Raw genomic sequence first — 22,012 nt, 5'->3', positions numbered from 1 at the left:
CTCAGAGTTCGGCGATGGTGATGATCCCGTCCTGAAGCGCCCGCACGAGCAGTGCCGTCTTGGTCGACGCGTCGCGCCCGACCAGCGCATACTTCTCGCGGATCCGGGTCAGGTGGGTGTTGACCGTTCCGAGGGCGATGTGGAGGTCGGCCGCGACGGCGAGCTTGGAATCGCCCCGCAACCAGTGCCGGAGCACTTCGACCTCGCGAGCCGACAATGCCGGCTTCACGTAGGTGCGGGTGACGGGCGGTTCGCCGGTGTGAGGGGGGTGCCCGAGTGCGTCGGGTGCAGTGGTCATGCCGATCTCATCTTTCTGACATGTACAGAGAGCTACAGGTACCCGACGTCCCTGCAGGCAGTTCAGGTTAACCTGCGGTGGCGGTGCGTGTCTCGGCAGGCCCGGATCACTCACAGCCGACACCGTCGCCGTCGCGATCGAGATGTGTGCCGTAGCCCGGCTCGCCGATGTGGACCGGTGCCGCGCCGGCAGCCCTGGCCGCAGCGCAATTCTTGTAGTAGACGTCGCTCGGCGATGCCGTGTCGACGAACGGGACCGGCGCGGGCGCCGGAACGGAAACGGGAACGGGCGCAGGCGCGGGCGCCGGTATGGGTTCCGGCACCGTGCTCGTCGCCGGGGCGGGCGCCGCGGCCGGTGTCGCGGCCCCGCAGTCCTGCAGGACCCGGGCGATCGCGTCGTGCTCGGCCTGGGTGACCCACAGCCCGTAGGCCGCCTTCACCGCCACCTGATCGGCCACATAGGTGCACCGGTAGCTCTTGTTCGGGGGCAGCCAGGTGGCGGCGTCGCCGTCCGATTTCTGCTGGTTGGCAGGTCCGTCGACGGCCTTCAGGTTCCGCGGATCGTTTGCGAAGTTCACCCGGGTCGCGGTGTCCAGTTGCTGGGCGCCCTTCTGCCAGGCGTCGGACAGTGCGACGACGTGATCGATCTGCACGGCGTTCGACGTGCCCTCGCCGCGGACGAACGCGATGGTGGTGCCGGTGTACGGGTCGTGCAGCGTTCCGGTCTGCACCGCGCAGTCGTGGGTGCCCGGCTTGAACACGATCTGCTCGAGATCGCGCCCGAGGATGTCGTTGCGCGTGTCGCAGCCGTTGTGGCCGCCCTCGACCGTGACGTCGTCGGTCCACGCCTGTCCGAAGAGGTCGCGGTCGTAGCCGGTCTTCGGTGCGCGTCCCTTGATGTCGAGGCCGGCGAGTTGCTGCAGCGCGGCGGTCGCGTCGGCACCGTCGGCGACGGCGGGCTCGATCGGGGAGAGGGCGAGCGCAGACGAAACCGGTACCGGTGTCGAAGAACTCGACGCGACACTCGCAGTCGTCGACGTGGCGACCGCGGGTGTCGCGGACGCGGATGCTGCTGTCGCCTGGGCCGATTGGTCGTCCTGTGCGGGGCTGAGGAACGAGAACACGGCCACCGCTACGACGATGCCGCCGGTGATCCAGGGCCATTTCTTGCGAGTGACGGGTGACGAGGGCGGGGGGAAGGTCATGCCGGTCCTTCAATGAACTCGAGGGGTCGGATGTTCATCGCACGGAAAGGCTCTTCCGTTACTCGGCAAGATGGGAACTGTTAGCATGCCCCGGGACCGGAATTCGTGCGGGTGGAGGGCGGTACACGGTCGTGAGACGACACATGTTTCGGGGGAAACTGCGCACAGCGGCCGTCGCGGCCGTCACCGCGGTGTCCCTCGCACTCGGCGGCGCGGTCGCGACCGCCGATCCGATCGTCGACACCGGCCATGCGCTCGGTTCCGTGACGGCGCCCAACGGTTCGACGCTCGATCACGTCACCGTTATCGATCCGAGACATCTGACGCTGCACGTCTTCTCGGCGTCGATGCAGCGGGTCGTGCCGGTGCACGTCCAGCGCCCCGCCGACACGAGTGCGCCGCGGCCCACGCTGTACTTCCTCGACGGTGAGGTTCGACGGGAGAAGACCGACGTCGAAGAGTTCCTCTCGGATCGGAACGTCAACGTCGTCAGCCCCTCCGGCGGCGAGAACGCGTATTGGACGGACTGGAAGAGCCCCGATCCGGTGATGGGGGTGAACAAGTGGAAGACCTTTATGACTCAGGAACTTCCACCGGTGGTCGACGCCGCCCTCGGCACCAACGGAGTCAACGCGCTGGCCGGGATGTCACGGGTGGGCACCGCGGCCCTGCAGCTGGCGATCGCTGCTCCCGGACTGTTCCGCGGCGTGGCCGCCTACAGCGGTTGCGCCCTCACCAGTGACCCGCTCGGTCAGCTCTTCATCAAGATCACCATGGACAACTACGGTTACGGCAGTCCCGTCAACATGTACGGGGAGCTGGACGATCCGGCGTGGGCGGCCAACGATCCCTATGTCAATGCCGACAAGTTGCGGGGAACCGAACTGTTTCTCTCCAACGGCAACGGGCTGCCGGGGCGTCACGAGACCCTGGACGGTCCCGGGATCGACGGCAATGTCGCCACGCTCGCCCGGCAGATCTACGCGGGTGGACCCATCGAAGCGGTGACCAACTACTGCACGCATCGATTCACGGATCGCCTGGGAGAATTGGGAATACCTGCAACCGAAAGTTTCCGTAACTCGGGTACACACTCGTGGGGGTACTGGCAGGACGACCTTCACGATTCCTGGCCGGTGCTCGCTCGGGCGCTGGGAGTGTGAGCGACGTTCCTCCGGTGTTTCCCGGTGGCGACGTCACCGACGACCTCGAGATCACACGATCGCTGGTCGTTCCCGCCGCCGAGTTGCAGTGGCGATTCTCCCGCGCCGGCGGTCCCGGTGGTCAGGGCGTCAACACCACCGATTCGCGGGTGGAGTTGCGGGTGAACCTGTGGACGTTGTCGACGCTGTCGCCCGCCCAGCTCGAGCGCATGCAGATTCGGCTGGGACACAGGCTCGTTGACGGTGTGGTCAGCGTGGTCGCGTCCGAAACCCGTTCGCAACTGCGCAATCGGCGCGCGGCACGGGCCCGGATGGCAGCGCTGCTGCGGGCGGCCGTCCTGGCCGAACCCCGTACCCGGCGTCCGACCACGGCCACCAAGGGGTCGCAGCGGCGAAGACTCGAGGCCAAGAAGCAACGAGGCCAGACCAAGAACCTGCGGAAGAAGCCGGACATGTAGTGGTTTACGCGCAGGGAAATGGGGAACATCCCTGATGTGTCGACTCCTCGTGTGTCGGAAGATGAGTACGGAAGCGCCGTGACGGGTCACCGGGTGCGGCGGGGTCGGGGGAACGAGGGCGACATGAGTGTGCTTGACGAGGAACTGCATTCGGCGGCCGCGGCAGCCGCGGCGGGGGACCACGAGGCAGTCCGGCGAATGATGACGACGCTGTGGCCGCAGGTAGTGCGCTATTGCCGGACGCGCGTGGGGAATTCCCAGCAAGGCGGGCGGGCGGCCGACGAGGTCGCGCAGGAGGCACTGCTCGCGGTGGCGCGGGAACTTCCGTCCCTCGCCCGCAGCGACCATCCCGTCCGCGAGGTGTACCGCATCGTGAGCAGGACGGTCGCACACGGATATCCCGGCGCCGGAAGTTCCGACGTCCCGCCCGAAGTGGCGCGCCTGCTCCACGATCTCGACCCGATTGCCCGGGAGGTCGTCCTGCTGCGCGTCATCGACGGGCTCTCCGCCCACGACACCGCGGGTGTGCTCGGTCTGCCGGTGGGCCGGGTTCTCGTCGTGCAGCACGAGGCCCTGCGGACGCTACGGGCGACGGCGGCCTGAGCGGACGTCAGCGTCGACCTGAGAGCACACAGAACTCGTTGCCCTCGGGATCGGCGAGCACCACCCAACTCTGCTCGCCCTGACCGACATCCGCGCGGCGGGCACCGAGCGCGAGAAGCCGCTCGACCTCGGCGTCCTGATTGTCGGGGCGGAAGTCGAGATGGAGGCGGTTCTGGATCTGTTTCGGATCCGGCACGGCCACGAACAGAATTTCCGGGTGGCTGTCGGCCTCGGGCCGGATGTGGACGTCGCCGTCGGAGTCGGTCACGGCGCCCCAGCCCAGCGCGTCGGCCCACCATCGTCCCAGGGCTGTCGGATCGACGGCGTTGACCACCACGGCTTCCCACTGCAGTCCCATGGATCGACGGTACCGGGGTCCGGGCGGCCGCCGTCACCGAATTCAGGGGAGCGTCGGATCGATCGGTTCGACGCCGAGGCGTGCGGAGTACTGCTCGTTGAGTTCGCGCCAGCCGTGGTTCATCGCCTCGGCGCCGACGATCGGCCCGACCGGGCTGCCGTCGAGGAGGGCCTCCGCGACGTCGAGGCACAGGTGCCACCCGGCCGCCGTCATCGCCGCGGTGCGCTGGTCGTCGAGCGTGTGGCGCAACGTCAACCGGGTGCCCGAGTCGGTTCCCTCGATGGTCCACAGCAGCACGTCGTCGCCCCAGGCGTGTTCGAGGACGCGGGGGGCGTCGGCGCGGGTGACGGTGCCGTCGAGTTCGGTGCGCTGGTCCCCGTCGATCATGATCAGGGTGGCGGGTCCGACCGATCCGAGGTCGCGGTCGGCGGTGTAGGGCGCCCATTGGGGGAGTTCCCCCGGATCGGTGAGCGCCGTCCACAGCGCCGTGGCGGAGTGGGCGAAGTCGCGGACGAACGTCAGGGCCCACCGGGTGCCGCCCCGGCTCACCTCGGCGTGGCGGAGTGGGCCGGGACGAAAGTCGCGTCGTGCGTCCGGCTCGGTCATGTCAGTTCTCCTTCGAATCGAGGTGCCGCCCCAGGGCGTCGAGGTGGTGGGTCCACAGCTGGCGGTACGGCTGCAGCCACGCGTCGAACTCGTCGAACGGTTCGCGGTGCAGGCTGTAGATGCGCTGCTGGGCCGCGGTGCGGCAGGTGACGAACCCCGCCTGCCGCAGCACCCGTAGGTGTTTCGACACGGTCGGCTGCGGCAGTGCGAGGTGGTCGACGAGTTCGCCGACGCTGGCGTGGCCGGTTCGCAGTCGTTCGAGGATCCTGCGCCTCTGCGGTTCGGCGACCACGGTGAACACGTCCGGTGCCATGTCCTTGAGTATGCCTGTTCGCGTATATACGCGTCAAGGAATGTAACCGCCGGGCGACGGCGACGCTCCGGTCTCCCGACCAGGACCCGCCGCGGCGATAGTCTTGTAGCTGAGCGTGTATCCCACGCCGGACCCGACTGGGAGGGTGCTGATGCGGGACGTCCTGGCAGACCTGATGGCCGTGTGGACCGCGGGTGGGACGGCGGGCGTCGGAACGGTGGTGCGCACGTTCCGATCCGCTCCGCGGCCGGCCGGGGCGTCGATGGTCGTGGCACCCGACGGGACGGCATCCGGCTCGGTGTCGGGTGGCTGCGTCGAGGGTGCCGTGTACGAACTCGCGACCGAGGTCGCGGCGTCGGGGGTCCCGGTGCTGCAGCGCTACGGCATCAGCGACGAGAACGCGTTCGAGGTGGGCCTCACGTGCGGTGGAATCATCGACATCTTCGTCGAGCCGGTGGCGCGGCACAGCTTTCCGGAGCTGGCCGGGATCGTCGAGGACATCGACGAGCATCGGCCGGTCGCGGTGGCCACGGTGGTCGCGCATCCCGACGACTCGTGGGTGGGGCGCCGGCTGGTGGTCCGACCCGAGGCGGTGACGGGCTCGCTGGGTTCGGAGCGCGCCGATTCCGCGATCACCGACGACGCCCGCGGGTTGCTGGCGGCGGGCGGAAGCATGGTGCTGACGTACGGCGCCGACGGCCAGCGCCGCGGCGAGGGCATGGAGGTGTTCGTAGCCAGTTACGCTCCGCGGCCCCGCATGCTGGTGTTCGGGGCCATCGACTTCGCGGCCGCGGTGGCGCGGCAGGGTGCGTTCATGGGATATCGGGTCACCGTCTGCGACGCCCGTCCGGTGTTCGCGACACACGCGCGATTCCCGACGGCCGACGAGGTGGTGGTGGACTGGCCGCACCGGTACCTCGCGGCCCAGGCCGAGGCCCGGGCGATCGACGGCCGCACAGTGATCTGCGTACTCACCCACGACCCCAAGTTCGACGTCCCCCTCCTCGAGACGGCACTGCGCATTCCCGACGTCGCGTTCATCGGCGCGATGGGGTCGCGCAGAACCGACCTGGACCGGAGGGAACGGCTGCGCGAGGCCGGTCTGACCGACGCCGAACTCGCCCGGCTGTCGAGTCCCATCGGGTTGGACATCGGTGCCCGGACGCCGGAGGAGACGGCGGTGTCCATCGCCGCCGAGATCATCGCCCGCCGGTGGGGCGGCACCGGACGCCCGCTGGTGGAGGCCAGGGGCCGGATACACCACGAGGAACCGGTCGAATCCGGCGTCGAATAGGGCGGTTCACCGGGGGTTGACGGGCCACCGGTTCTTGCGCAGGCTGAGAGGATCCACATTTGTGAGGTAGGTCACAATGCAAGTACCAGGATCCTTCGAATACGAGCGCGCGACCGGCGTCGAGGACGCCATCGCCCTGCTGGACCGGCTGGGCGACGAAGCCCGACTCGTCGCAGGCGGCCACAGTCTGCTCCCCATGATGAAGCTTCGTCTCGCGAACCCCGAGTACCTCATCGACATCAACGACCTCGAGGGCGAACTCGGATACATCACCACCGGGCCGGGAATGCTGCGGATCGGTGCGATGACGCGGCACCGCCGCCTCCTCGAATCGGACGAACTCGCCGCGGTGTTCCCGCTGTTCCGTGACGCGGAGAAGGTGATCGCCGACCCGGTGGTGCGCAACCGCGGGACCATCGGCGGGTCGCTGTGCCAGGCGGACCCGGCCGAGGACCTCACCACCGTCTGCGGCGTCCTCGACGCCACGTGCGTGGTGCGCGGACCCGGCGGACGCCGCGAGATCCCGATGGCCGAGTTCCTCGTCGGCCCGTACGAGACGGCCCTCGCGCACAACGAGATGCTCATCGAGATCGTCGTCCCGGTCCACGGCCACAGCTCCAGCGCGTACGCCAAGGTCGAACGGCGGACCGGGGATTGGGCCGTCGCCGCGGCCGGCGCCGCCGTCACGGTGGAGGGCGGCGAACTCGCCCGCGCCGCGGTCGGCCTGACCGCCGTCAACCCGGACCCGTCCGGACTCACGGACGTCGCCGACTACCTGACGGGACGGCCGCCCTCGGAGGAGGCCTTCGCCCAGGCCGGCCGGATGGCCGCTCAGGCCTGCGAACCCGTGGGAGACGCGCGCGGCACCGCCGACTACAAACGCCATCTCGCGTCCGAACTCACCATCCGCACACTCCGCACCGCGGTCGACCGGGTGCTGCGCAGCGATGTGGAGCACGAACCGACCGGAGAAGAGGCATAGCCATGCAGGTGAACATGACCGTCAACGGCGAAGCGGTGAGCGCCGAGGTGGAACCGCGCATGCTGCTGGTCCACTTCCTGCGCGATCAACTGGGCCTGACCGGCACCCACTGGGGCTGCGACACCAGTAATTGCGGCACGTGCGTCGTCACCGTCGACGGCGACCCGGTGAAGTCGTGCACGATGCTCGCGGCGATGGCCGGGGGCCACGACGTCCGCACCGTCGAGGGGCTCGAACACGACGGCGAACTCGACCCCGTCCAGCAGGGCTTCATGCAGTGCCACGGACTGCAGTGCGGGTTCTGCACCCCGGGAATGATGATGACGGCCCGGGCCCTGCTCGACCGCGTCGACAGCCCGGACGAGGCCACCATCCGAGAAGCGATCTCCGGGCAGATCTGCCGATGCACCGGGTACACCACGATCGTGCGGTCGATCCAGTGGGCGGCGGACCACCGCGACGGCGAAGCCGCCGAACCCGAACCGGCCGGCGACTTCGACGCGGAGGTTCAGGAAGACACGACGCGGGGCGCCGAGGGCGCTCCGATGAACGTCGAGGAACACGCGACAACAGGAAGTCCGTCATGACCACCGTCGAATCGCGTCCGCCCTCGCGCGACGCCGACGTCGTAGACAACGACAAGAAGCCGTGCGGCCACGGTCGCATGCTCCGCAAGGAGGATCCCCGCTTCATCCGGGGCCTCGGAAACTACGTCGACGACATCACCCTCCCCGGCATGCTGCACCTGGCGATCCTGCGTTCGCCCGTGGCGCACGCCCGGATCGTGAGCATCGACACCAGTGCGGCGCAGGAACTCCCGAAGGTGACGGCGGTGGTGACGGGCGCCGATCTCGCCGCGAAGAACCTCGCGTGGATGCCGACCCTGTCCAACGACGTGCAGGCCGTGCTGGCCACCGACAAGGTGCGCTTCCAGGGCCAGGAGGTCGCGTTCGTCATCGCCGAGGACCGGTACTCGGCGCGGGACGCGCTGGAACTGATCGACGTCGAGTACGACATGCTCGATCCCGTCGTCGACGCGCGCGCGGCGCTCTCGCCCGACGCCCCGGTGATCCGGGACGACCTCGACGGCAAGACGGACAATCACTGCTTCGACTGGGAGACGGGCGATGCCGCCGCGACCGACGCCGTGTTCGCGAAAGCGGACGTGGTGGTGAAGCAGGAGATCGTCTACCCCCGGGTGCATCCGGCACCGATGGAGACGTGCGGCGCGATCGCCGACGTCGACCGGGTGTCGGGCAAGCTGACGTTGTACTCCACCTCCCAGGCCCCGCACGCACACCGGACGATCTACGCGCTCGTCTCGGGGATCCCGGAGCACAAGATCCGGGTGGTGTCGCCGGACATCGGCGGGGGGTTCGGCAACAAGGTCCCGATCTATCCGGGATACGTGTGCGCGATCGTCGCGTCGCTGGTGACGGGCAAACCGGTGAAGTGGATGGAGGATCGCAGCGAGAACCTGATGAGCACCGGGTTCGCCCGCGACTACATCATGGTCGGGGAGATCGCCGCGACCGCCGAGGGGAAGATGCTCGCGATCCGCACGAAGGTGCTGGCCGATCACGGCGCGTTCAACGGGACCGCGGCGCCCGTGAAGTATCCGGCGGGCTTCTTCGGGGTCTTCACCGGCAGCTATGACCTCGAGGCCGCGCACTGCGCGATGACGGCGGTGTACACGAACAAGGCGCCCGGCGGCGTGGCGTACGCCTGCTCGTTCCGCATCACCGAGGCCGTGTATCTGGTCGAACGCCTCGTCGACTGCCTGGCGTTCGACCTGAAGATGGATCCGGCGGAGCTTCGGCTGAAGAATCTGCTGCGCCCCGACCAGTTCCCGTACACCAGCAAGACGGGGTGGGTGTACGACTCGGGCGACTACGAGACCACGCTGCGCAAGGCCATGGACATGATCGGCTACGAGCAGTTGCGGGAGGAACAGAAGGAACGCCGCGAACGCGGTGAGCTGATGGGAATCGGCATGTCGTTCTTCACCGAGGCCGTCGGTGCCGGGCCCCGGAAGGACATGGACATTCTGGGACTGGGCATGGCCGACGGATGCGAACTGCGGGTGCACCCGACGGGGAAGGCCGTTCTGCGGTTGTCGGTGCAGACCCAGGGGCAGGGGCACGAGACGACGTTCGCGCAGATCGTGGCGGAGGAACTCGGAATTCCGCCGGACGACATCGACGTCGTGCACGGCGACACCGACAACACGCCGTTCGGGCTCGGCACGTACGGCAGCCGGTCGACGCCGGTGTCGGGGGCGGCCGCGGCGCTGGTGGCGCGCAAGGTGCGCGACAAGGCGAAGATCATCGCGTCCGGGATGCTCGAGGCCTCGGTCGCCGATCTCGAATGGGAGAAGGGCGAATTCCACGTGAAGGGTGATCCCGCGGCGAAGGTGACCATCCAGGACATCGCGATGCGGGCACACGGCGCCGGTGATCTGCCGGAGGGCATCGAGGGCGGACTCGACGCGCAGATCTGCTACAACCCCGAGAATCTGACATTCCCGTACGGCGCGTACTTCTGTGTCGTCGACGTCGATCCCGGCACCGCCGTGGTGAAGGTGCGGAGGTTCCTCGCCGTCGACGACTGCGGCACCCGCATCAACCCGATGATCATCGAGGGGCAGGTGCACGGCGGCATCGTCGACGGAATCGGGATGGCGCTGATGGAGATCATCGAATTCGACGAGGACGGCAACTGCCTCGGCGGATCGCTGATGGACTACCTGATCCCCACCGCGCTGGAGGTGCCGAAACTCGAGACGGGCTTCACGGTCACCCCGTCGCCGCATCACCCGATCGGCGCCAAGGGCATCGGCGAGTCCGCGACGGTCGGCTCGCCCCCGGCCGTGGTGAACGCCGTCGTGGATGCGCTCGCCCCGTTCGGTGTGCGGCACGCCGACATGCCGCTCACCCCGTCCCGGGTGTGGGAGGCCATGCAGGGCCGCGCGACACCGCCGATCTGATTGTCGCCCCCGTCGAGACAGGAGGCCCGATGGATCTGAAAGAGCGTGCGGCGCAACTGGTGCGCGACCGCAGGCCGTTCGTCCACGCGACGGTGGTGCGCGCGCAGCCGCCCACGTCCAGCCACACCGGCGACGAGGCGATCCTCTTGCAGGACGGGACCATCGAGGGGTTCGTCGGCGGTCAGTGCGCGCAGAACTCGGTGCGCACCGCCGCTCTCGGCGTGCTCGATTCCAACAAGAGTGTGCTGCTCCGGATCCTTCCCGACGGGGCCGTGCAGTTCCCCGAGGCGCCGGGCGCGTCCGTCGTGGTCAATCCGTGCCTGTCCGGCGGCGCCATGGAGATCTTCCTCGAGCCGCAACTGCCGCCGCCGCTGGTGCGGATCTACGGCACCACACCGATCGCGCAGGCGTTGGCCCGCATCGCGGAATTGATGGAATTCTCCGTCGAGCACGACGACGCCGGGCTCGAACGGTTCACCGGCACGACCGCGGTGGTGCTGGCCGGACACGGCGGGCCCGAGGCGGAGGTCATCCGCGCGGCGCTCGACGCCGGGGTCGGGTACGTCGGGCTCGTCGCCAGCCGCAGCCGGGGTGGGGCCATCCTCGACGCCCTCGATCTCACCGAATCGGAGCGGGCCCGGGTGCACACCCCCGTCGGCCTGGACATCGGGGCGCGAACGTCCGCGGAGATCGCGGTGTCGATCGCCGCGGAGCTGGTGCACGAACTGCGGACCGCGGGACTCCGGGCGCCCGAGCACGATTCGGCTGTCCGGGACACGGTGCACGAGGCGGTCGACCCGGTGTGCGGGATGAGCGTCTTCGTCGGCCCGGACACCGCGCACCTGCGTCGAGGCGGCGACGACTTCTGGTTCTGCGGTCCGGGTTGCCGGGCGTCGTTCGCGCGGGAGACGGAAGTGCGGGAGACGGAAGCGCGGGGGACGGGAGCGCAATGACGGCAGCGTTCGAGGATGTGGCGGACGTGGTCCGGCGCTTCGATGCCGAGGACTACCTCCTCGATCTCGGTACGGCGTCGGCGCTGTACCTGGCGGCGGTGCTGCGGCGTCCGCTGCTGCTCGAAGGGGAACCCGGCGTCGGCAAGACCACCGCGGCCAAGGCGCTCGCGTCCGTTCTCGGCGCACCGCTGATCCGCTTGCAGTGCTACGAAGGTCTCAGCGCGAACGAGGCCCTCTACGACTGGAACTACCAGCGTCAGCTGCTCACCATCCGGCTGGCCGAATCGCGGGGCGACGGCCTGACGGAGGACGACCTGTTCGCCGAGGAATTCCTGCTCCAGCGGCCGATCCTCCACTGTGTGCGATATCGGGGACCGACGCCGCCGGTGCTGCTGATCGACGAAATAGACAGGGCCGATGACGAATTCGAGGCGCTGCTCCTCGAATTCCTGGGGGAGGCCTCGGTCACCGTTCCCGAGCTGGGAACGTTCACGGCCGAACACCACCCCGTCGTGGTGCTGACGTCCAACCGCAGCCGCGACCTCCACGACGCCCTGCGCAGGCGCTGCCTGTACCACTGGATCGACTATCCCGAGCCCGCGCGAGCGGCCTCCATCGTGCGCCGCACGGTGCCCGCGGCGGCGGCGCCGCTGATCGAGCACGCCACGCGATTCGTCGGCCGTGCACGCGAACTCGATCTCGACAAGCCGCCCGGCATCGCGGAGACGATCGACTGGGTATCGGCACTCGCGGCGCTCGGCGTGGCGGACCTGGTTCGCGACGACGCGATCTCGAGCCTGAGTGCGCTCGCCAAGACCCCGGACGACCGCACGATTGTTCAGGACGCATTCGCCGAGTATGCCCACGGCCTGGCCACCGGATGAGAGGCTCCCGTCATGAAGATTGCCAACGAGTTCACCGTCAGCGCACCGATCGAACAGGCATGGGAGGTACTCAGCGATCTCGACCAGGTGGCCCCGCTGCTCCCCGGGGCGCAGATGACCGGACGGGAGGGCGACGACTATCTGGGGAAGGTGAAGGTGAAGGTCGGCCCGGTGACGAGTGAATTCAAGGGCAAGGCCACCTTCGTGGTGCGTGACCCGGAGGAACATCGCGCAGTGATCGACGCCCGCGGACGGGACTCGCGCGGATCCGGCAACGCGTCCGCGACGATCACCGCCCAGTTGCACGAGGTCGGCGACGGCACCCGTGTCACCGTCGACACCGACATGAAGATCGTCGGCAAACTCGCGCAGTTCGGCAGCGGGATGATTCAGCAGGTGTCGGAGAAACTCATGGGGCAGTTCGCGGAGTCGCTGGAAGCGAAACTCGCCGGGGGACCCGCCGAAGAGCCGGCCTCCGTGCCCGCCGCCGACTCCGCCGGCGCCGCGACGCTGTCCGTGGCCCCGCCGGCTGCGGAACCGGCTGCGCTGGACCTCCTGGCTCTCTCCGGCGCCGGCGCCTGGAAACGGTACGCCCCGATTCTCGCTGCCGTCCTCGCGGGAATCGTGGTCGTCCTCGTGCTGGGCCGCCGCAGGAGATGAGCGCGACGGGCCTCCTGCGGGGCGTCGACCTCGCGTCGTTCGCGGTGGCTCTCGTCGCCAGGCTGCGCGCTCGCGGTGTCGTGGTCTCGGCAAGTGGCCCTGCGGTGTTCGTGCAGGCGCTGCACCTGTCGCCGCCGAATTCCCGGTCGCGGCTGTACTGGTCGGCGCGGCTGACCCTCGTCAACCGCGTCGACGACCTCGCGCCGTTCGACGCGGTGTTCGCTGCCGTCTTCGACGATGCCCTCCTGTCGCTCGACCCGATCGCGCGGCGCCACGCCGCCCAGGGGCCGGAGCCCGCGCTGGCCCGTGTCCGCAACGGGCGCGACCGACCCGGTGCGGCGGAGGACGCCGACGGGGTGCCGTGGATGACCCGTCCGATGATGACGGGCGGCGACGACAGCGGCGAGAACGACCTCCGGGACGCCCTGACGGCCGTGCCGGACACCCTGCCCAGCCGGCTCGTGGCCCGCGCCGACGAACCCTTCGCCCGGTTCGATGCCGCCGACCTCCGGCTTCTCGGGTCCTGGCTGGAGCAGGCCACCGCGAACTGGCCGTCCCGCCGCACCCGGCGCCGTGAAGTGCATCGCCGCGGCCGGCGTATCGACCTGCGGGCCACGATGAACCGGTCGCGGGTCACGGGCTGGGAGTCGGTGGTGCTCGCCAGGACCCGCGCCCGTCACCGCCCGCGGCGCATCGTGATGCTGTGCGATGTGAGCCGGTCGATGCAGCCGTACGCCGCGATCTACCTCCACCTCATGCGCGCGGCGGTGCAACGGCAAACCGCGGGCAGGCCGGAGGTCTTCGCCTTCTCCACGTCGCTGACGAGACTTACCCCGGTGCTGGCCCACCGCAGCGCCGAGACCGCGATCCGCAAGGCCAACGAGAAGGTGGTCGACAGATTCGGAGGCACCCACATCGCGGGCAGCCTGGGTGAACTGCTCGCGTCCCCGCACGGCAACGCACTGCGCGGCGCCCTCGTCCTCGTCGCCTCCGACGGCTGGGACAGCGACGGTCCGGCGCAACTCACCCACGCCCTCACCCGGGTACGCCGCCGCGCCCACCGCGTGGTGTGGCTCAACCCCCGCGCCGGTGATCCCGACTTCCGGCCGCTCGCCGGATCGATGGCCGCCGCACTGCCGTTCTGCGATGCGTTCCTCCCCGCACATTCGCTGTCGGCGCTGCGCGACGTGCTCGACGTGATCGGCCGGATGGGGTGAGCCCGAGGGGTGATGCGAATTCACCCCGAGGGTCCCTGCCCGCGGTGTCGCCCCTCCCGCACACTCGAGGAGACGGTGCAGCACACCGCAGTTCAGCTCACAGGAGGAAGCCCAATGTCGAGTACCAGAAAGCCGGCCAGAGTCGCCGCGGCGATCGGAGCGCTGCTCGCGGCGCTCTCGATCTCGCTGGTGGGGACGGCCGAGATCGCCGGTGCCAGGCCGTGTCAGAACGACTGTCACGCGCCCGTTCCCAAACCGCCGGTCGACGGCTGCCAGCTCTGCAACCCCAACCCCCCGCCGCCCCCGCCTCCGCCGCCCCCGCCGCCCCGGTAGGGAGCACCCCGACATACACGCGCCTCGGCCACCACGGCCGGGGCGCGTGTCTCGTCGTTGCCCCGCGGAGCGAGATGACAGATGATCGACCAGGGTCGATCGGGAGTGCTGCCAACCAAGCGAGGCGAGAACCGTGGCTACGCTCAGTTCACTGAATGTCGGGATGCCCCGGGATGTGTCCTGGCGCGGGCGGACGGTACACACGGGTGTCTGGAAGTGGCCCGTCGACGGCCCGCGCACGGTCCGAAGGCTCAACATCGACGGCGACGGCCAGGGCGACCTGGGCGGCCACGGCGGGGAGAACCGTGCCGTGCTGGTCTACCAGACCGAGTCCTACCGCCACTGGAGTGAGCACCTGCGCCGCACCGATCTCGCTCCCGGGAACTTCGGCGAGAACTTCACCGTCGACGGCCTGCCCGACGACGAGGTCTGCATCGGTGATCGCTACCGCATCGGAACCGCGGTCTTCGAGGTCACCCAGCCGCGCGTGACGTGTTACCGGGTGGGCATGCGGATGAACGAACCGCAGATGGCGGCGCTGCTCGTGTCCCACCGGCGGCCCGGTTTCTACCTCCGGGTGATCGAGGAGGGACAGGTCGAGGCAGGGCAGGACATCGTCAAGATCGCGTCCGGTCCGGAAGCGGTGACCGTCGCCGACATCGATGCGCTGCTGTATCTGCCCGGCCACCCCCACGACGCGCTCGAACGTGCCCTGCGCATCCCGGCGCTGAGCCCCGGGTGGCGGGGGTCGCTGCAGAGCCTGCTGGACCAGGCCGACACGGGCGCGGGCGGAAACACCGGACTGTCGAGAGCGGCAGGCAGCCCGCCACCGGCGTGGCCCGGTTTCCGGCCGCTGACCGTCACCGGGAGGCACCCGGAGAGCCGCGACGTGCTCTCGTTCACCCTGGCGGCCACGGACGGCACGGCCCTGCCCTACTGGTGCGCGGGTCAGTCGGTGACGCTCCGCGTCCACCCCGACGACGGGGCCGCACTGGTCCGGAGCTACTCGCTGTCCAATCGCCCCGGCGCCCCCGAATACCGGATCAGTGTGAAACGGGAACCACACGGCGCGGCAGGCCGCTATCTCCATTCCCGCGTGCACGAGGGCGACATCCTCGAGGTGGCAGCACCCCGCGGAACGTTCTTCCTCGACGGCGGCACGAGTCCGGTGGTGCTCGTCTCCGCGGGCGTCGGCGTCACACCTGTCCTCTCCATGTTGTACGCACTGGCAGAACAGGATTCGGCCCGGCCCGTGTGGTGGGTCCACGGTGCCCGCAACCGATCCGAGCACGCCTTCGCCGACGAGAGCCGGGACCTACTGCGCCGGCTGCCGGGCAGCGGCGCGCACATCGCGTACAGCCGACCCGACGACACGGACCGGCGGGGTGTCGACTACGCCACCGCCGGGCGGCTGTCCGCGGAACTGATCGGCGGCCTCGGTCTGCCTCACGACGCGGAGGCGTATCTCTGCGGGCCCGCAGAGTTCATGGCCGACCTCGGCTCCGCGCTGGCCGAGCACGGACTCGACCCGGCGAGGATCCACGTCGAAACGTTCGGTGCGGAGGGTTCCCTCCATCCCGGTGTGGTTCCGCCCGATTCCGCTGCGCCGGTGCCGCACCCGCCGCCGGGACGCCCGGGCAGCGGCCCGGCGGTCTCGTTCGCGCGCAGCGGGCTCACCGTGCCGTGGGATCCGGGGCACGGGACGCTGCTCGAATTCGCCGAGGCCTGCGACGTGCCCACACGCTGGTCGTGCCGCACCGGCGTCTGCCACAGCTGCGAAACGGTCCTGCTGTCCGGATCCGTGGACTACGACCCGGAACCCATCGAACGACCCGCGGAAGGCAACACGCTCCTCTGCTGCTCGCGCCCGGCGGACGGCGTGGTCCTGGACCTGTAGCGGCTACTCGTCCGCGCCACCGGGATCCGACGTGCCGGCGGCCTCGTCGCGGTCGGCCCACTCCAGCAGCGGCTCGAGCGAGAAGACGGCGTCGTCGATTCCGGCGTGCAGGTCGCCGAGCTCCGCGAACCGAGCCGGAACGGTGGCGATGGTGAACTCGCGCGGATCGACGTCGTTGATCTCGTCCCACGTCACGGGTGTCGACACCGTGGCGTGGGGCACGCCGCGCACCGAGTACGCGCTGGCGATGGTGTGGTCGCGGGCGTTCTGGTTGTAGTCGACGAACAGTTTGCGCGGATCCCGGTCCTTGCGCCACCACGTGGTGGTCACGTCCCGCGGCGACCTGCGCTCGACCTCGCGGGCGAAGGCCAGCGCGGCCCGCCGGACGTCGCCGAATCCCCAGTCCGGCCGGATCCGGACGTACACGTGCAGGCCGCTTCCGCCCGACGTCTTCGGCCACCCCGTGGCACCCAGTTCGTCGAGCACCTCGTGCACCACCCCGGCGACGCGCCGCACCGTGTCGAACCCGCAGTCGGGCATCGGGTCGAGATCGATCCGCCACTCGTCGGGGCGCTCGACGTCAGCGCGGCGCGAGTTCCACGGGTGAAACTCGACCGTGGACATCTGCACCGCCCAGATCACGTCCGCCGGGTGCGTCACGCACAGTTCGTCGGCGTGGCGGTTGTATCGGGGGAACGTCACCCGCACCGTATGCACCCAGTCGGGCGCGCCGTGCGGCAACCGCTTCTGGTGGACCTTCTCGCCGCTCAACCCGTCCGGAAACCGGTGCATCATGCAGGGGCGGTCGCGCAACGCGCGGACGATCCCGTCGCCGACGCTCAGGTAGTAGTTCGCGAGGTCGAGTTTCGTGGCGCCGGTGGCCGGGAAGTAGACGCGTTCGGGGTGCGAGATCCGCACGGTCCGGTCGCCGACCTCCAGTTCGACAGCGGGAGCCTTGCTCTTGCCGGTCGCCATGCAGTCAACCTAACCCGCCGTAGATCCGTGCCGCGCTGTTTGCGGACGGTTTCGCGGGATTCCCGCGCAATTGCGCGGGTTTCTGACCAATGTCCGTGCGTGTGCGGCGGCCGGGTCAGAATCCCGGCGCGCGGCCACCGTTCCACAACTGTTCGGTGACGTCGTGGAAGCAGACGAGGGTCACCGGATCGTCCTGCCGGCGCAGGATCGGCCGGCTGATGAGGGCGCGCACCCGCGATCCGTCCTGGTGGGCGAGATCCACGGGTGTGGTCGCGCTCTCGCGGAGGTGTTCCACGGCGTCGGCGCCCGTCGCCGTCTCGTCCAGATCCAGCAGCTCCGACACCGGGCGGCCGCGCAGGGACGCCAGCGGATGGCCGAGCATCTCCTCGAACGCGCCGTTCGCGTGGACGACGGTGCCGTCGTCCTCCACCGCCAGAACGGGAACCGGCAGGCGTTCGAGCAGGACGAGGGCGGGTAGCTGCTCGAGGTAGCCCAGCGGGGTCCCCGGGGTCGGGCGGCGTCTCTCCTCGTACTCTGCCTGTGCGCTCACAGTCCTATCCTCTCACCGATTCCGACCGTTCGTCCCGGTTGTCGCCACAGTAGGCGATTCAGCGGTCCGCACACGCTGCCGCGCAAGGCCGACGGCCTTCTCAGCGTCGCCACAGCGACGGGCGCCGACACTGCGAGATGTGAGAGAAGTAGCAACACAGCTGGTCCAGGCCCGTGGGGCGGGCACGTCCGTGCATGTCCGGTTGATCGCAGTCGGCCGCGATGCCGTGGAAGAAGTGCGGGAGGGAGACGGTGCCACCGTCGCGCTGATTCTTCTCGTCTCATGCATCGCGCTGTTCTTCGTCGCGTCACTGTGGCTCGCGGCCGCTCGGGACGGCCGGACGGCAGGGGTGCCGAGGGGACTGCGCGTCGTGGCGTCGGCCGGCGCCTTCGGTGCGCTCGCCTACCAGGTGAGGATGTCGGGCCTGGTGACCACAGCCGACGATCCGGTACTGAGCTGGCTGGCCGACCATCGTTCGGCGTGGCTGACCGGACCGGCGATCGCGGTCACCGACGCCGGCGGCCCGGTCGGCACCCTCGTCCTCGCGGTCGTCGCCGGCGCGGTCCTGTCCCGGCGTGCGCATTCGCTGATGCCCGCGATCATCCTGATCGGAACCGTCGGTGCGGCGGCCGCGGCGTCCACCGTCACCAAGTCGCTGGTCGGGCGGCAGCGTCCGCCCGTGGTGACGCAGGTTCTGCTCGAGACGGATCATTCCTTCCCGTCCGGACACGTCACGGGTGCGATGGCACTGTTCGGCATGACTGCGGTCATGCTCGGATTCGGCCTGCCGGCCACGCGGCGGTGGGCGTTGTTTCTGCTCGCGGGTGGTCTGACCGTGCTGGTGGCCGCAACGCGTCTCTATCTCGGCGAGCACTGGCTCACGGACGTCGTCGGCGGGGCCGTGCTCGGCGGCACCGCGGTTCTCGCCGGGTCACTGGTTTACGCCTCGTGGGCGGCGGGTCTCGGCCGGGGTCAGCGCGACCGGGGTGAGCGGGACGTCCCGGGCTCGGCGGTGTCGCCCGATCGGACGGTCGGCGTCTCGTAGGCCCTGCGGCGACGGCGAGAACCGAAGTGCGCGAAGACCTTCGCCATGATCGGTGTGGTGACGAGCATGATCACCAGGCGCAGCACCTGGGCGGCCGCGACGAACGTGACGTTCGACGACGTGGATGCCGAGACGGCCAGCACCGCCGCGAGGCCACCGGGGGTCGTGGCGAGGTAGGCCTCGAGGAGGCTCGCGCCGGTGAGGTGGGCGAGCAGCACTCCCAGGCCCGCGCAGGCCGCCCCGACCAGCAGGGTGAGCGCGGCCGCATACGGAAGGATTCGCCCGATCGCGCGCAGGCTCGCCCGGTCGAAGGCGAGGCCGGCCTGCCAGCCGATGAGGATCAGTGCGGCGGTCATCAGCATCGGCGGGACCGTGACCGCGTCGCTCCATCCGCCGAGTTCGAAACCCGCGCTCACGGCCAGCGGTCCCAGGGTGGCGGGCGCGGGCAATCGCACGAGTGACGCCACCGCCGTCCCGCCGACGATGAACAGGGCCAGGAACGCCGCCGCGACGTACCATTCGGACCCGCCGCCGGCGTCGGGAACGGTGTCGGCGCCGGTGTCCGCGCGGAAGCCGAACGTCACGATCATCGGCATCGTCAGCACGACGAGCGCCACCCGGAGGTACTGCACCACCGCGACGACCCGGTCGTCGCCGCCGAGTTCGCGCGCCATCGCGACGAGTCCGGTGGCACCGCCCGCCGTCATGGAGAGGGATCCGGTGACGGCGTCCACGTCCCGGTGCAGTGCGAGGAGGGCGCCGGCCGCCACGCTGATCGCCAGTGTCGCGGCCGCGATCGAGACCACCGGCACCCACAGCGAGCCCAGTGCGGCGATCGTCTCCCGGTGCACCATGAGTCCGACGGCGCTGGCCAGCACCCCCTGCGCGAGCTTTCCCAGCGGGCGGGGCACGCGGGACGGTCCCCATCCGGTGACGGCAAGCGTCGCCGCGACGATCAGAGCCGAGAAGAGGCCCGCCGCCGTGAGGCCGATGCTCTCGCCGGCGGCCCATCCGCCGAGGGAGAGCAGGACCAGTGCCGTCCAGCGCAGTCCGCGCCGCCGAAACCCGAGGGCGCGCGTCGGCGTGGACTGGTCGGGGGAGCGCAGATCATTCACGGGCAGACGCCTTCCCGGGGCGAGGCCCCGGTCTAATGGTGTACTTGAAGGTATACCTTAACAGATGCCAACTCGGACGTTACGATGTATGCATGGCGGCGGGAAACAAGGGTGACCAGGTCTACGAACAGCTCAAGCAGGACATCCTGAACGGGGTGCTGTCGCCAGGGCAGTCGCTGAGTGCGATCGACGTGGGCACGCGGTTCTCGGCGTCGCGCACCCCGGTCCGGCAGGCCTTCCTTCGGCTGGAGGGGGAGGGGCTGGTCACGCTCATCGACCGGCAGGGGGCGAGGGTCGCGCCCATCTCGATCAAGAGTGTTCGCGACCTGTTCGAGCTGCGCATCCTGCTCGAGTCGGCGGCGACGCGGATGGTCGCCGAGGCCGTCGCGCAGGACGCTGCTATCAGGCGGCAGTTCGAGGACGTCACCACCGGATTCGAGACGATCGCCGAGGAAGCGCCGTCCGATGCGCGCCGCGACCGGTTCTACGCACTCGCCGAACGCTACGACCAGGCCGTCATCACGCACACCCGGAACGCGCAACTCGCCCGTTCCGTCGCGGACCTGCGCCCCCACACCGAGCGGCTGCGCAACATCGCCCACTCCCAGCCCGACCGCATGGACGTCTCGTTGTCCGAGCACCTGTCGATCTGCCGTGCGATCCTCGCCGGCGACGGGGCCGCTGCCGCCGCGGCCTGCACCGAACACCTGGCGCAGACGCAGAAGACGATCCTCGACGCCGTCATCAACCCGCAGGGATCGACCCTCGCCATCGACCTGGTCACCGCGTAATCGGCACCGCGATCAGGCGGCCCTCGACGAGGTAGCCCGGTCTAGTTTCTCGGTCTCGGTCGGATACTGTGGGTGTGCCTCGTGCTCGGTGAGCGAAAGGGTCTGCAGATGCGAAGCGACGACGATGCCCGGAGTGGTGGTCCCGCGTCGACCTCGAAGCAGACCGTCACGATGCAGGACATCGCCGACCGGGTGGGCGTCTCGAAGGCCCTCGTGTCCATGGTGTTTCGGCGCGTCGCCGGCCCGAGTGCGGAGACGCGGAAACGCGTTCTCGACGTCGCGGACGAGCTGGGTTACCGGCCGAACCGCACGGCCGCGTTGATGTCGCTGCGGCGCACGCACCTCGTCGGCGTGATGGCCGACATCCGCAACAGCTTCCACGCCGAGATGGTCGAGTACCTGGTCGCCGCCGCCGACAAGCACGGGTACGAGGTGGTGCTGGGTGCGGTCACGCCGACGCACGGGGAGCGGAAGGTCGTCGAGACACTGCTCGACTTCCGGTGCGAGGCGCTGATCCTCCTCGGCGCCGAACTCGAGACCGCGGTGCTGGACGCACTCGCCGAGCGGGTTCCGGTGGTCGTGGTGGGCCGCCGCGTCGGCGGCAACGTCGACACGGTGCGCACCGCCGACGGCAAGGGCATCGGCACCGTCGTCGACCATGTCGTGGAACTCGGGCATCGCCGGATCGTTCACCTCAGTGGTGGTGAGGGCACGATCGCGGCCGACCGGCGGTCCGGGTACACGCGGGCGATGCGGCGGCACGGTCTCGGCGCCGACGTCGTGGACGGCGATTTCACCGACAGTGCGGGCACCGATGCGGCGCAGGCACTCCTGGCGCGGCCGCAGCTGCCGACGGCGGTGATCGCCGCCAACGACCGCAGTGCGATCGGGCTCATCAGCGAATTGCGGCGGGTGGGACTGCGGATTCCCGAGGACGTCTCGGTCGCCGGATACGACGACAGCACGTTGGCGCAACTCGCGCACCTCGATCTGACCTCGGTCAATCAGCAACCCCGGGAACAGGCCGCGAAGGCGGTCGACGCGGTCATCGAGCGCCTCGACCAGGGTCGGACCGAGCCTGCGTCGATCGTCCTGCGGCCGCGGCTCGTGGTGCGCCGCACCACCGGTCCCGTCTCCGCGTCGGTGGAGGGGCCCCGGTCCGGCGTGTCCTGATCGCCGACGTCACCTGAATTCACAACGCCCGCAGGGGTGTTGATTCGTCGCGCCCGGCGTTGGTCCGGTCTCGCGCACCCGCCCGCGGTCGAGGGCTTGACACCGCTGCGTGACTCAGCTCATAGTAGTTCTACTAGACCGGTCAAATAGACCG

General features: G+C 69.6%; 24 protein-coding genes. 16 read left to right on the top strand and 8 right to left on the bottom strand.

Going from position 1 to position 22,012, the window contains the following annotated elements:
* Position 1: 1 nt before the first annotated feature.
* On the bottom strand, positions 2-298 hold the full coding sequence (locus ACFTWF_RS27185; RefSeq protein WP_378464256.1) for a response regulator transcription factor: 297 nt from the start codon (positions 296-298) through the stop codon (positions 2-4).
* A 106-nt stretch (positions 299-404) separates the two neighbouring features.
* A complete protein-coding gene (locus ACFTWF_RS27180) occupies positions 405-1,502 on the bottom strand; it encodes a DUF1524 domain-containing protein (protein WP_378464255.1) in 1,098 nt (365 codons plus the stop codon).
* 143 nt (positions 1,503-1,645) lie between these two features.
* Here ACFTWF_RS27180 and ACFTWF_RS27175 point away from each other — a divergent pair, with 143 nt between their 5' ends.
* The 3 genes from ACFTWF_RS27175 to ACFTWF_RS27165 all read left to right on the top strand — a co-directional run bounded on the left by ACFTWF_RS27175 (position 1,646) and on the right by ACFTWF_RS27165 (position 3,726).
* Positions 1,646-2,665 (top strand): alpha/beta hydrolase, encoded by a 1,020-nt coding sequence (locus ACFTWF_RS27175; protein WP_378464254.1) that lies wholly within the window; start codon positions 1,646-1,648, stop codon positions 2,663-2,665.
* A complete protein-coding gene (gene arfB / locus ACFTWF_RS27170; RefSeq protein WP_378464253.1) occupies positions 2,662-3,123 on the top strand; it encodes an alternative ribosome rescue aminoacyl-tRNA hydrolase ArfB in 462 nt (153 codons plus the stop codon). Before ACFTWF_RS27175 ends, arfB begins: the two co-directional genes overlap by 4 nt.
* A gap of 123 nt (positions 3,124-3,246) precedes the next feature.
* Complete coding sequence (locus tag ACFTWF_RS27165) at positions 3,247-3,726, top strand: sigma factor-like helix-turn-helix DNA-binding protein (protein WP_378464252.1); 480 nt, start codon at positions 3,247-3,249, stop codon at positions 3,724-3,726.
* Positions 3,727-3,733: 7 nt separating this feature from the next.
* Here the strand turns inward: ACFTWF_RS27165 and ACFTWF_RS27160 are convergent, their stop codons facing one another.
* Genes ACFTWF_RS27160 through ACFTWF_RS27150 form a run of 3 tightly spaced genes read right to left on the bottom strand, consistent with a single transcriptional unit; the run spans position 3,734 to position 5,003 of the window.
* Positions 3,734-4,084: a VOC family protein gene (locus ACFTWF_RS27160; RefSeq protein ID WP_378464251.1), complete on the bottom strand. Its 351-nt coding sequence runs from the start codon at positions 4,082-4,084 to the stop codon at positions 3,734-3,736.
* A 42-nt stretch (positions 4,085-4,126) separates the two neighbouring features.
* Positions 4,127-4,690 carry an SRPBCC family protein gene (locus ACFTWF_RS27155; protein WP_378464250.1) on the bottom strand — a complete coding sequence of 188 codons (564 nt, stop codon included), beginning with the start codon at positions 4,688-4,690 and terminating at the stop codon, positions 4,127-4,129.
* A gap of 1 nt (position 4,691) precedes the next feature.
* The gene (locus tag ACFTWF_RS27150) at positions 4,692-5,003 is read right to left on the bottom strand and encodes an ArsR/SmtB family transcription factor (protein WP_378464249.1); all 312 of its coding nucleotides are present in this window, start codon (positions 5,001-5,003) and stop codon (positions 4,692-4,694) included.
* A 151-nt stretch (positions 5,004-5,154) separates the two neighbouring features.
* On the opposite strand from ACFTWF_RS27150, the gene ACFTWF_RS27145 reads away from it, so the two are divergent.
* From ACFTWF_RS27145 to ACFTWF_RS27100, 10 genes are all read left to right on the top strand, one after another.
* Positions 5,155-6,297: an XdhC family protein gene (locus ACFTWF_RS27145; protein ID WP_378464248.1), complete on the top strand. Its 1,143-nt coding sequence runs from the start codon at positions 5,155-5,157 to the stop codon at positions 6,295-6,297.
* Positions 6,298-6,373: 76 nt separating this feature from the next.
* Positions 6,374-7,279 carry an FAD binding domain-containing protein gene (locus tag ACFTWF_RS27140; protein ID WP_378464247.1) on the top strand — a complete coding sequence of 302 codons (906 nt, stop codon included), beginning with the start codon at positions 6,374-6,376 and terminating at the stop codon, positions 7,277-7,279.
* Between the two features lie 2 nt (positions 7,280-7,281).
* The gene (locus ACFTWF_RS27135; RefSeq protein ID WP_378464246.1) at positions 7,282-7,866 is read left to right on the top strand and encodes a (2Fe-2S)-binding protein; all 585 of its coding nucleotides are present in this window, start codon (positions 7,282-7,284) and stop codon (positions 7,864-7,866) included.
* Positions 7,863-10,265: an aerobic carbon-monoxide dehydrogenase large subunit gene (locus ACFTWF_RS27130; protein WP_378464245.1), complete on the top strand. Its 2,403-nt coding sequence runs from the start codon at positions 7,863-7,865 to the stop codon at positions 10,263-10,265. The genes ACFTWF_RS27135 and ACFTWF_RS27130 overlap by 4 nt, the downstream gene beginning before the upstream one ends.
* A gap of 29 nt (positions 10,266-10,294) precedes the next feature.
* Positions 10,295-11,218 (top strand): XdhC family protein, encoded by a 924-nt coding sequence (locus ACFTWF_RS27125; RefSeq protein WP_378464244.1) that lies wholly within the window; start codon positions 10,295-10,297, stop codon positions 11,216-11,218.
* Positions 11,215-12,102 (top strand): AAA family ATPase, encoded by an 888-nt coding sequence (locus ACFTWF_RS27120; RefSeq protein ID WP_378464243.1) that lies wholly within the window; start codon positions 11,215-11,217, stop codon positions 12,100-12,102. The genes ACFTWF_RS27125 and ACFTWF_RS27120 overlap by 4 nt, the downstream gene beginning before the upstream one ends.
* Positions 12,103-12,114: 12 nt before the next feature.
* On the top strand, positions 12,115-12,762 hold the full coding sequence (locus ACFTWF_RS27115) for an SRPBCC family protein (RefSeq protein ID WP_378464242.1): 648 nt from the start codon (positions 12,115-12,117) through the stop codon (positions 12,760-12,762).
* Entirely contained in the window at positions 12,759-13,979 is a 1,221-nt protein-coding gene (locus tag ACFTWF_RS27110) for a VWA domain-containing protein (protein ID WP_378464241.1), read from the top strand. The genes ACFTWF_RS27115 and ACFTWF_RS27110 overlap by 4 nt, the downstream gene beginning before the upstream one ends.
* Positions 13,980-14,093: 114 nt before the next feature.
* On the top strand, positions 14,094-14,312 hold the full coding sequence (locus tag ACFTWF_RS27105) for a hypothetical protein (protein ID WP_378464240.1): 219 nt from the start codon (positions 14,094-14,096) through the stop codon (positions 14,310-14,312).
* 133 nt (positions 14,313-14,445) lie between these two features.
* Complete coding sequence (locus tag ACFTWF_RS27100) at positions 14,446-16,209, top strand: MOSC domain-containing protein (RefSeq protein WP_378464239.1); 1,764 nt, start codon at positions 14,446-14,448, stop codon at positions 16,207-16,209.
* A gap of 3 nt (positions 16,210-16,212) precedes the next feature.
* On the opposite strand, the gene ligD is transcribed toward ACFTWF_RS27100, so the two are convergent.
* Together ligD and ACFTWF_RS27090 are read right to left on the bottom strand one after the other, a co-directional pair.
* Entirely contained in the window at positions 16,213-17,184 is a 972-nt protein-coding gene (gene ligD / locus ACFTWF_RS27095) for a non-homologous end-joining DNA ligase (RefSeq protein WP_378464238.1), read from the bottom strand.
* Between the two features lie 115 nt (positions 17,185-17,299).
* A complete protein-coding gene (locus tag ACFTWF_RS27090; RefSeq protein WP_378464237.1) occupies positions 17,300-17,734 on the bottom strand; it encodes a PAS domain-containing protein in 435 nt (144 codons plus the stop codon).
* Positions 17,735-17,873: 139 nt separating this feature from the next.
* On the opposite strand from ACFTWF_RS27090, the gene ACFTWF_RS27085 reads away from it, so the two are divergent.
* Positions 17,874-18,779 (top strand): phosphatase PAP2 family protein, encoded by a 906-nt coding sequence (locus tag ACFTWF_RS27085; protein WP_378464236.1) that lies wholly within the window; start codon positions 17,874-17,876, stop codon positions 18,777-18,779.
* Here the strand turns inward: ACFTWF_RS27085 and ACFTWF_RS27080 are convergent.
* The gene (locus tag ACFTWF_RS27080) at positions 18,707-19,894 is read right to left on the bottom strand and encodes an AbrB family transcriptional regulator (protein ID WP_378464235.1); all 1,188 of its coding nucleotides are present in this window, start codon (positions 19,892-19,894) and stop codon (positions 18,707-18,709) included. The genes ACFTWF_RS27085 and ACFTWF_RS27080 overlap by 73 nt on opposite strands.
* A 92-nt stretch (positions 19,895-19,986) precedes the next feature.
* Between ACFTWF_RS27080 and ACFTWF_RS27075 the strand changes: the two genes are divergently transcribed.
* Both ACFTWF_RS27075 and ACFTWF_RS27070 read left to right on the top strand, forming a co-directional pair.
* Entirely contained in the window at positions 19,987-20,685 is a 699-nt protein-coding gene (locus tag ACFTWF_RS27075) for a GntR family transcriptional regulator (RefSeq protein WP_378464234.1), read from the top strand.
* A gap of 108 nt (positions 20,686-20,793) precedes the next feature.
* Positions 20,794-21,858 carry a LacI family DNA-binding transcriptional regulator gene (locus ACFTWF_RS27070; protein ID WP_378464233.1) on the top strand — a complete coding sequence of 355 codons (1,065 nt, stop codon included), beginning with the start codon at positions 20,794-20,796 and terminating at the stop codon, positions 21,856-21,858.
* The last annotated feature ends 154 nt before the right edge of the window (positions 21,859-22,012 follow it).

Source organism: Rhodococcus sp. NPDC056960, assembly GCF_042674125.1.
Lineage (GTDB): Bacteria > Actinomycetota > Actinomycetes > Mycobacteriales > Mycobacteriaceae > Rhodococcus_F.
This window is presented reverse-complemented; position numbering and strand designations above follow the sequence as displayed.

Excerpts from the sequence above, each read along its gene's own strand:
- ACFTWF_RS27075 (WP_378464234.1), top strand. The coding sequence starts at position 19,987 with ATGGCGGCGGGAAACAAGGGTGACCAGGTCTACGAACAGCTCAAGCAG.
- ligD (WP_378464238.1), bottom strand. The coding sequence starts at position 17,184 with ATGGCGACCGGCAAGAGCAAGGCTCCCGCTGTCGAACTGGAGGTCGGC.
- ACFTWF_RS27185 (WP_378464256.1), bottom strand. The coding sequence starts at position 298 with ATGACCACTGCACCCGACGCACTCGGGCACCCCCCTCACACCGGCGAA.
- ACFTWF_RS27155 (WP_378464250.1), bottom strand. The coding sequence starts at position 4,690 with ATGACCGAGCCGGACGCACGACGCGACTTTCGTCCCGGCCCACTCCGC.
- ACFTWF_RS27115 (WP_378464242.1), top strand. The coding sequence starts at position 12,115 with ATGAAGATTGCCAACGAGTTCACCGTCAGCGCACCGATCGAACAGGCA.
- ACFTWF_RS27160 (WP_378464251.1), bottom strand. The coding sequence starts at position 4,084 with ATGGGACTGCAGTGGGAAGCCGTGGTGGTCAACGCCGTCGATCCGACA.
- ACFTWF_RS27135 (WP_378464246.1), top strand. The coding sequence starts at position 7,282 with ATGCAGGTGAACATGACCGTCAACGGCGAAGCGGTGAGCGCCGAGGTG.
- ACFTWF_RS27145 (WP_378464248.1), top strand. The coding sequence starts at position 5,155 with ATGCGGGACGTCCTGGCAGACCTGATGGCCGTGTGGACCGCGGGTGGG.
- ACFTWF_RS27125 (WP_378464244.1), top strand. The coding sequence starts at position 10,295 with ATGGATCTGAAAGAGCGTGCGGCGCAACTGGTGCGCGACCGCAGGCCG.
- ACFTWF_RS27180 (WP_378464255.1), bottom strand. The coding sequence starts at position 1,502 with ATGACCTTCCCCCCGCCCTCGTCACCCGTCACTCGCAAGAAATGGCCC.
- ACFTWF_RS27165 (WP_378464252.1), top strand. The coding sequence starts at position 3,247 with ATGAGTGTGCTTGACGAGGAACTGCATTCGGCGGCCGCGGCAGCCGCG.
- ACFTWF_RS27130 (WP_378464245.1), top strand. The coding sequence starts at position 7,863 with ATGACCACCGTCGAATCGCGTCCGCCCTCGCGCGACGCCGACGTCGTA.
- ACFTWF_RS27175 (WP_378464254.1), top strand. The coding sequence starts at position 1,646 with ATGTTTCGGGGGAAACTGCGCACAGCGGCCGTCGCGGCCGTCACCGCG.
- ACFTWF_RS27070 (WP_378464233.1), top strand. The coding sequence starts at position 20,794 with ATGCGAAGCGACGACGATGCCCGGAGTGGTGGTCCCGCGTCGACCTCG.
- ACFTWF_RS27120 (WP_378464243.1), top strand. The coding sequence starts at position 11,215 with ATGACGGCAGCGTTCGAGGATGTGGCGGACGTGGTCCGGCGCTTCGAT.
- ACFTWF_RS27150 (WP_378464249.1), bottom strand. The coding sequence starts at position 5,003 with ATGGCACCGGACGTGTTCACCGTGGTCGCCGAACCGCAGAGGCGCAGG.
- ACFTWF_RS27110 (WP_378464241.1), top strand. The coding sequence starts at position 12,759 with ATGAGCGCGACGGGCCTCCTGCGGGGCGTCGACCTCGCGTCGTTCGCG.
- ACFTWF_RS27140 (WP_378464247.1), top strand. The coding sequence starts at position 6,374 with ATGCAAGTACCAGGATCCTTCGAATACGAGCGCGCGACCGGCGTCGAG.
- ACFTWF_RS27105 (WP_378464240.1), top strand. The coding sequence starts at position 14,094 with ATGTCGAGTACCAGAAAGCCGGCCAGAGTCGCCGCGGCGATCGGAGCG.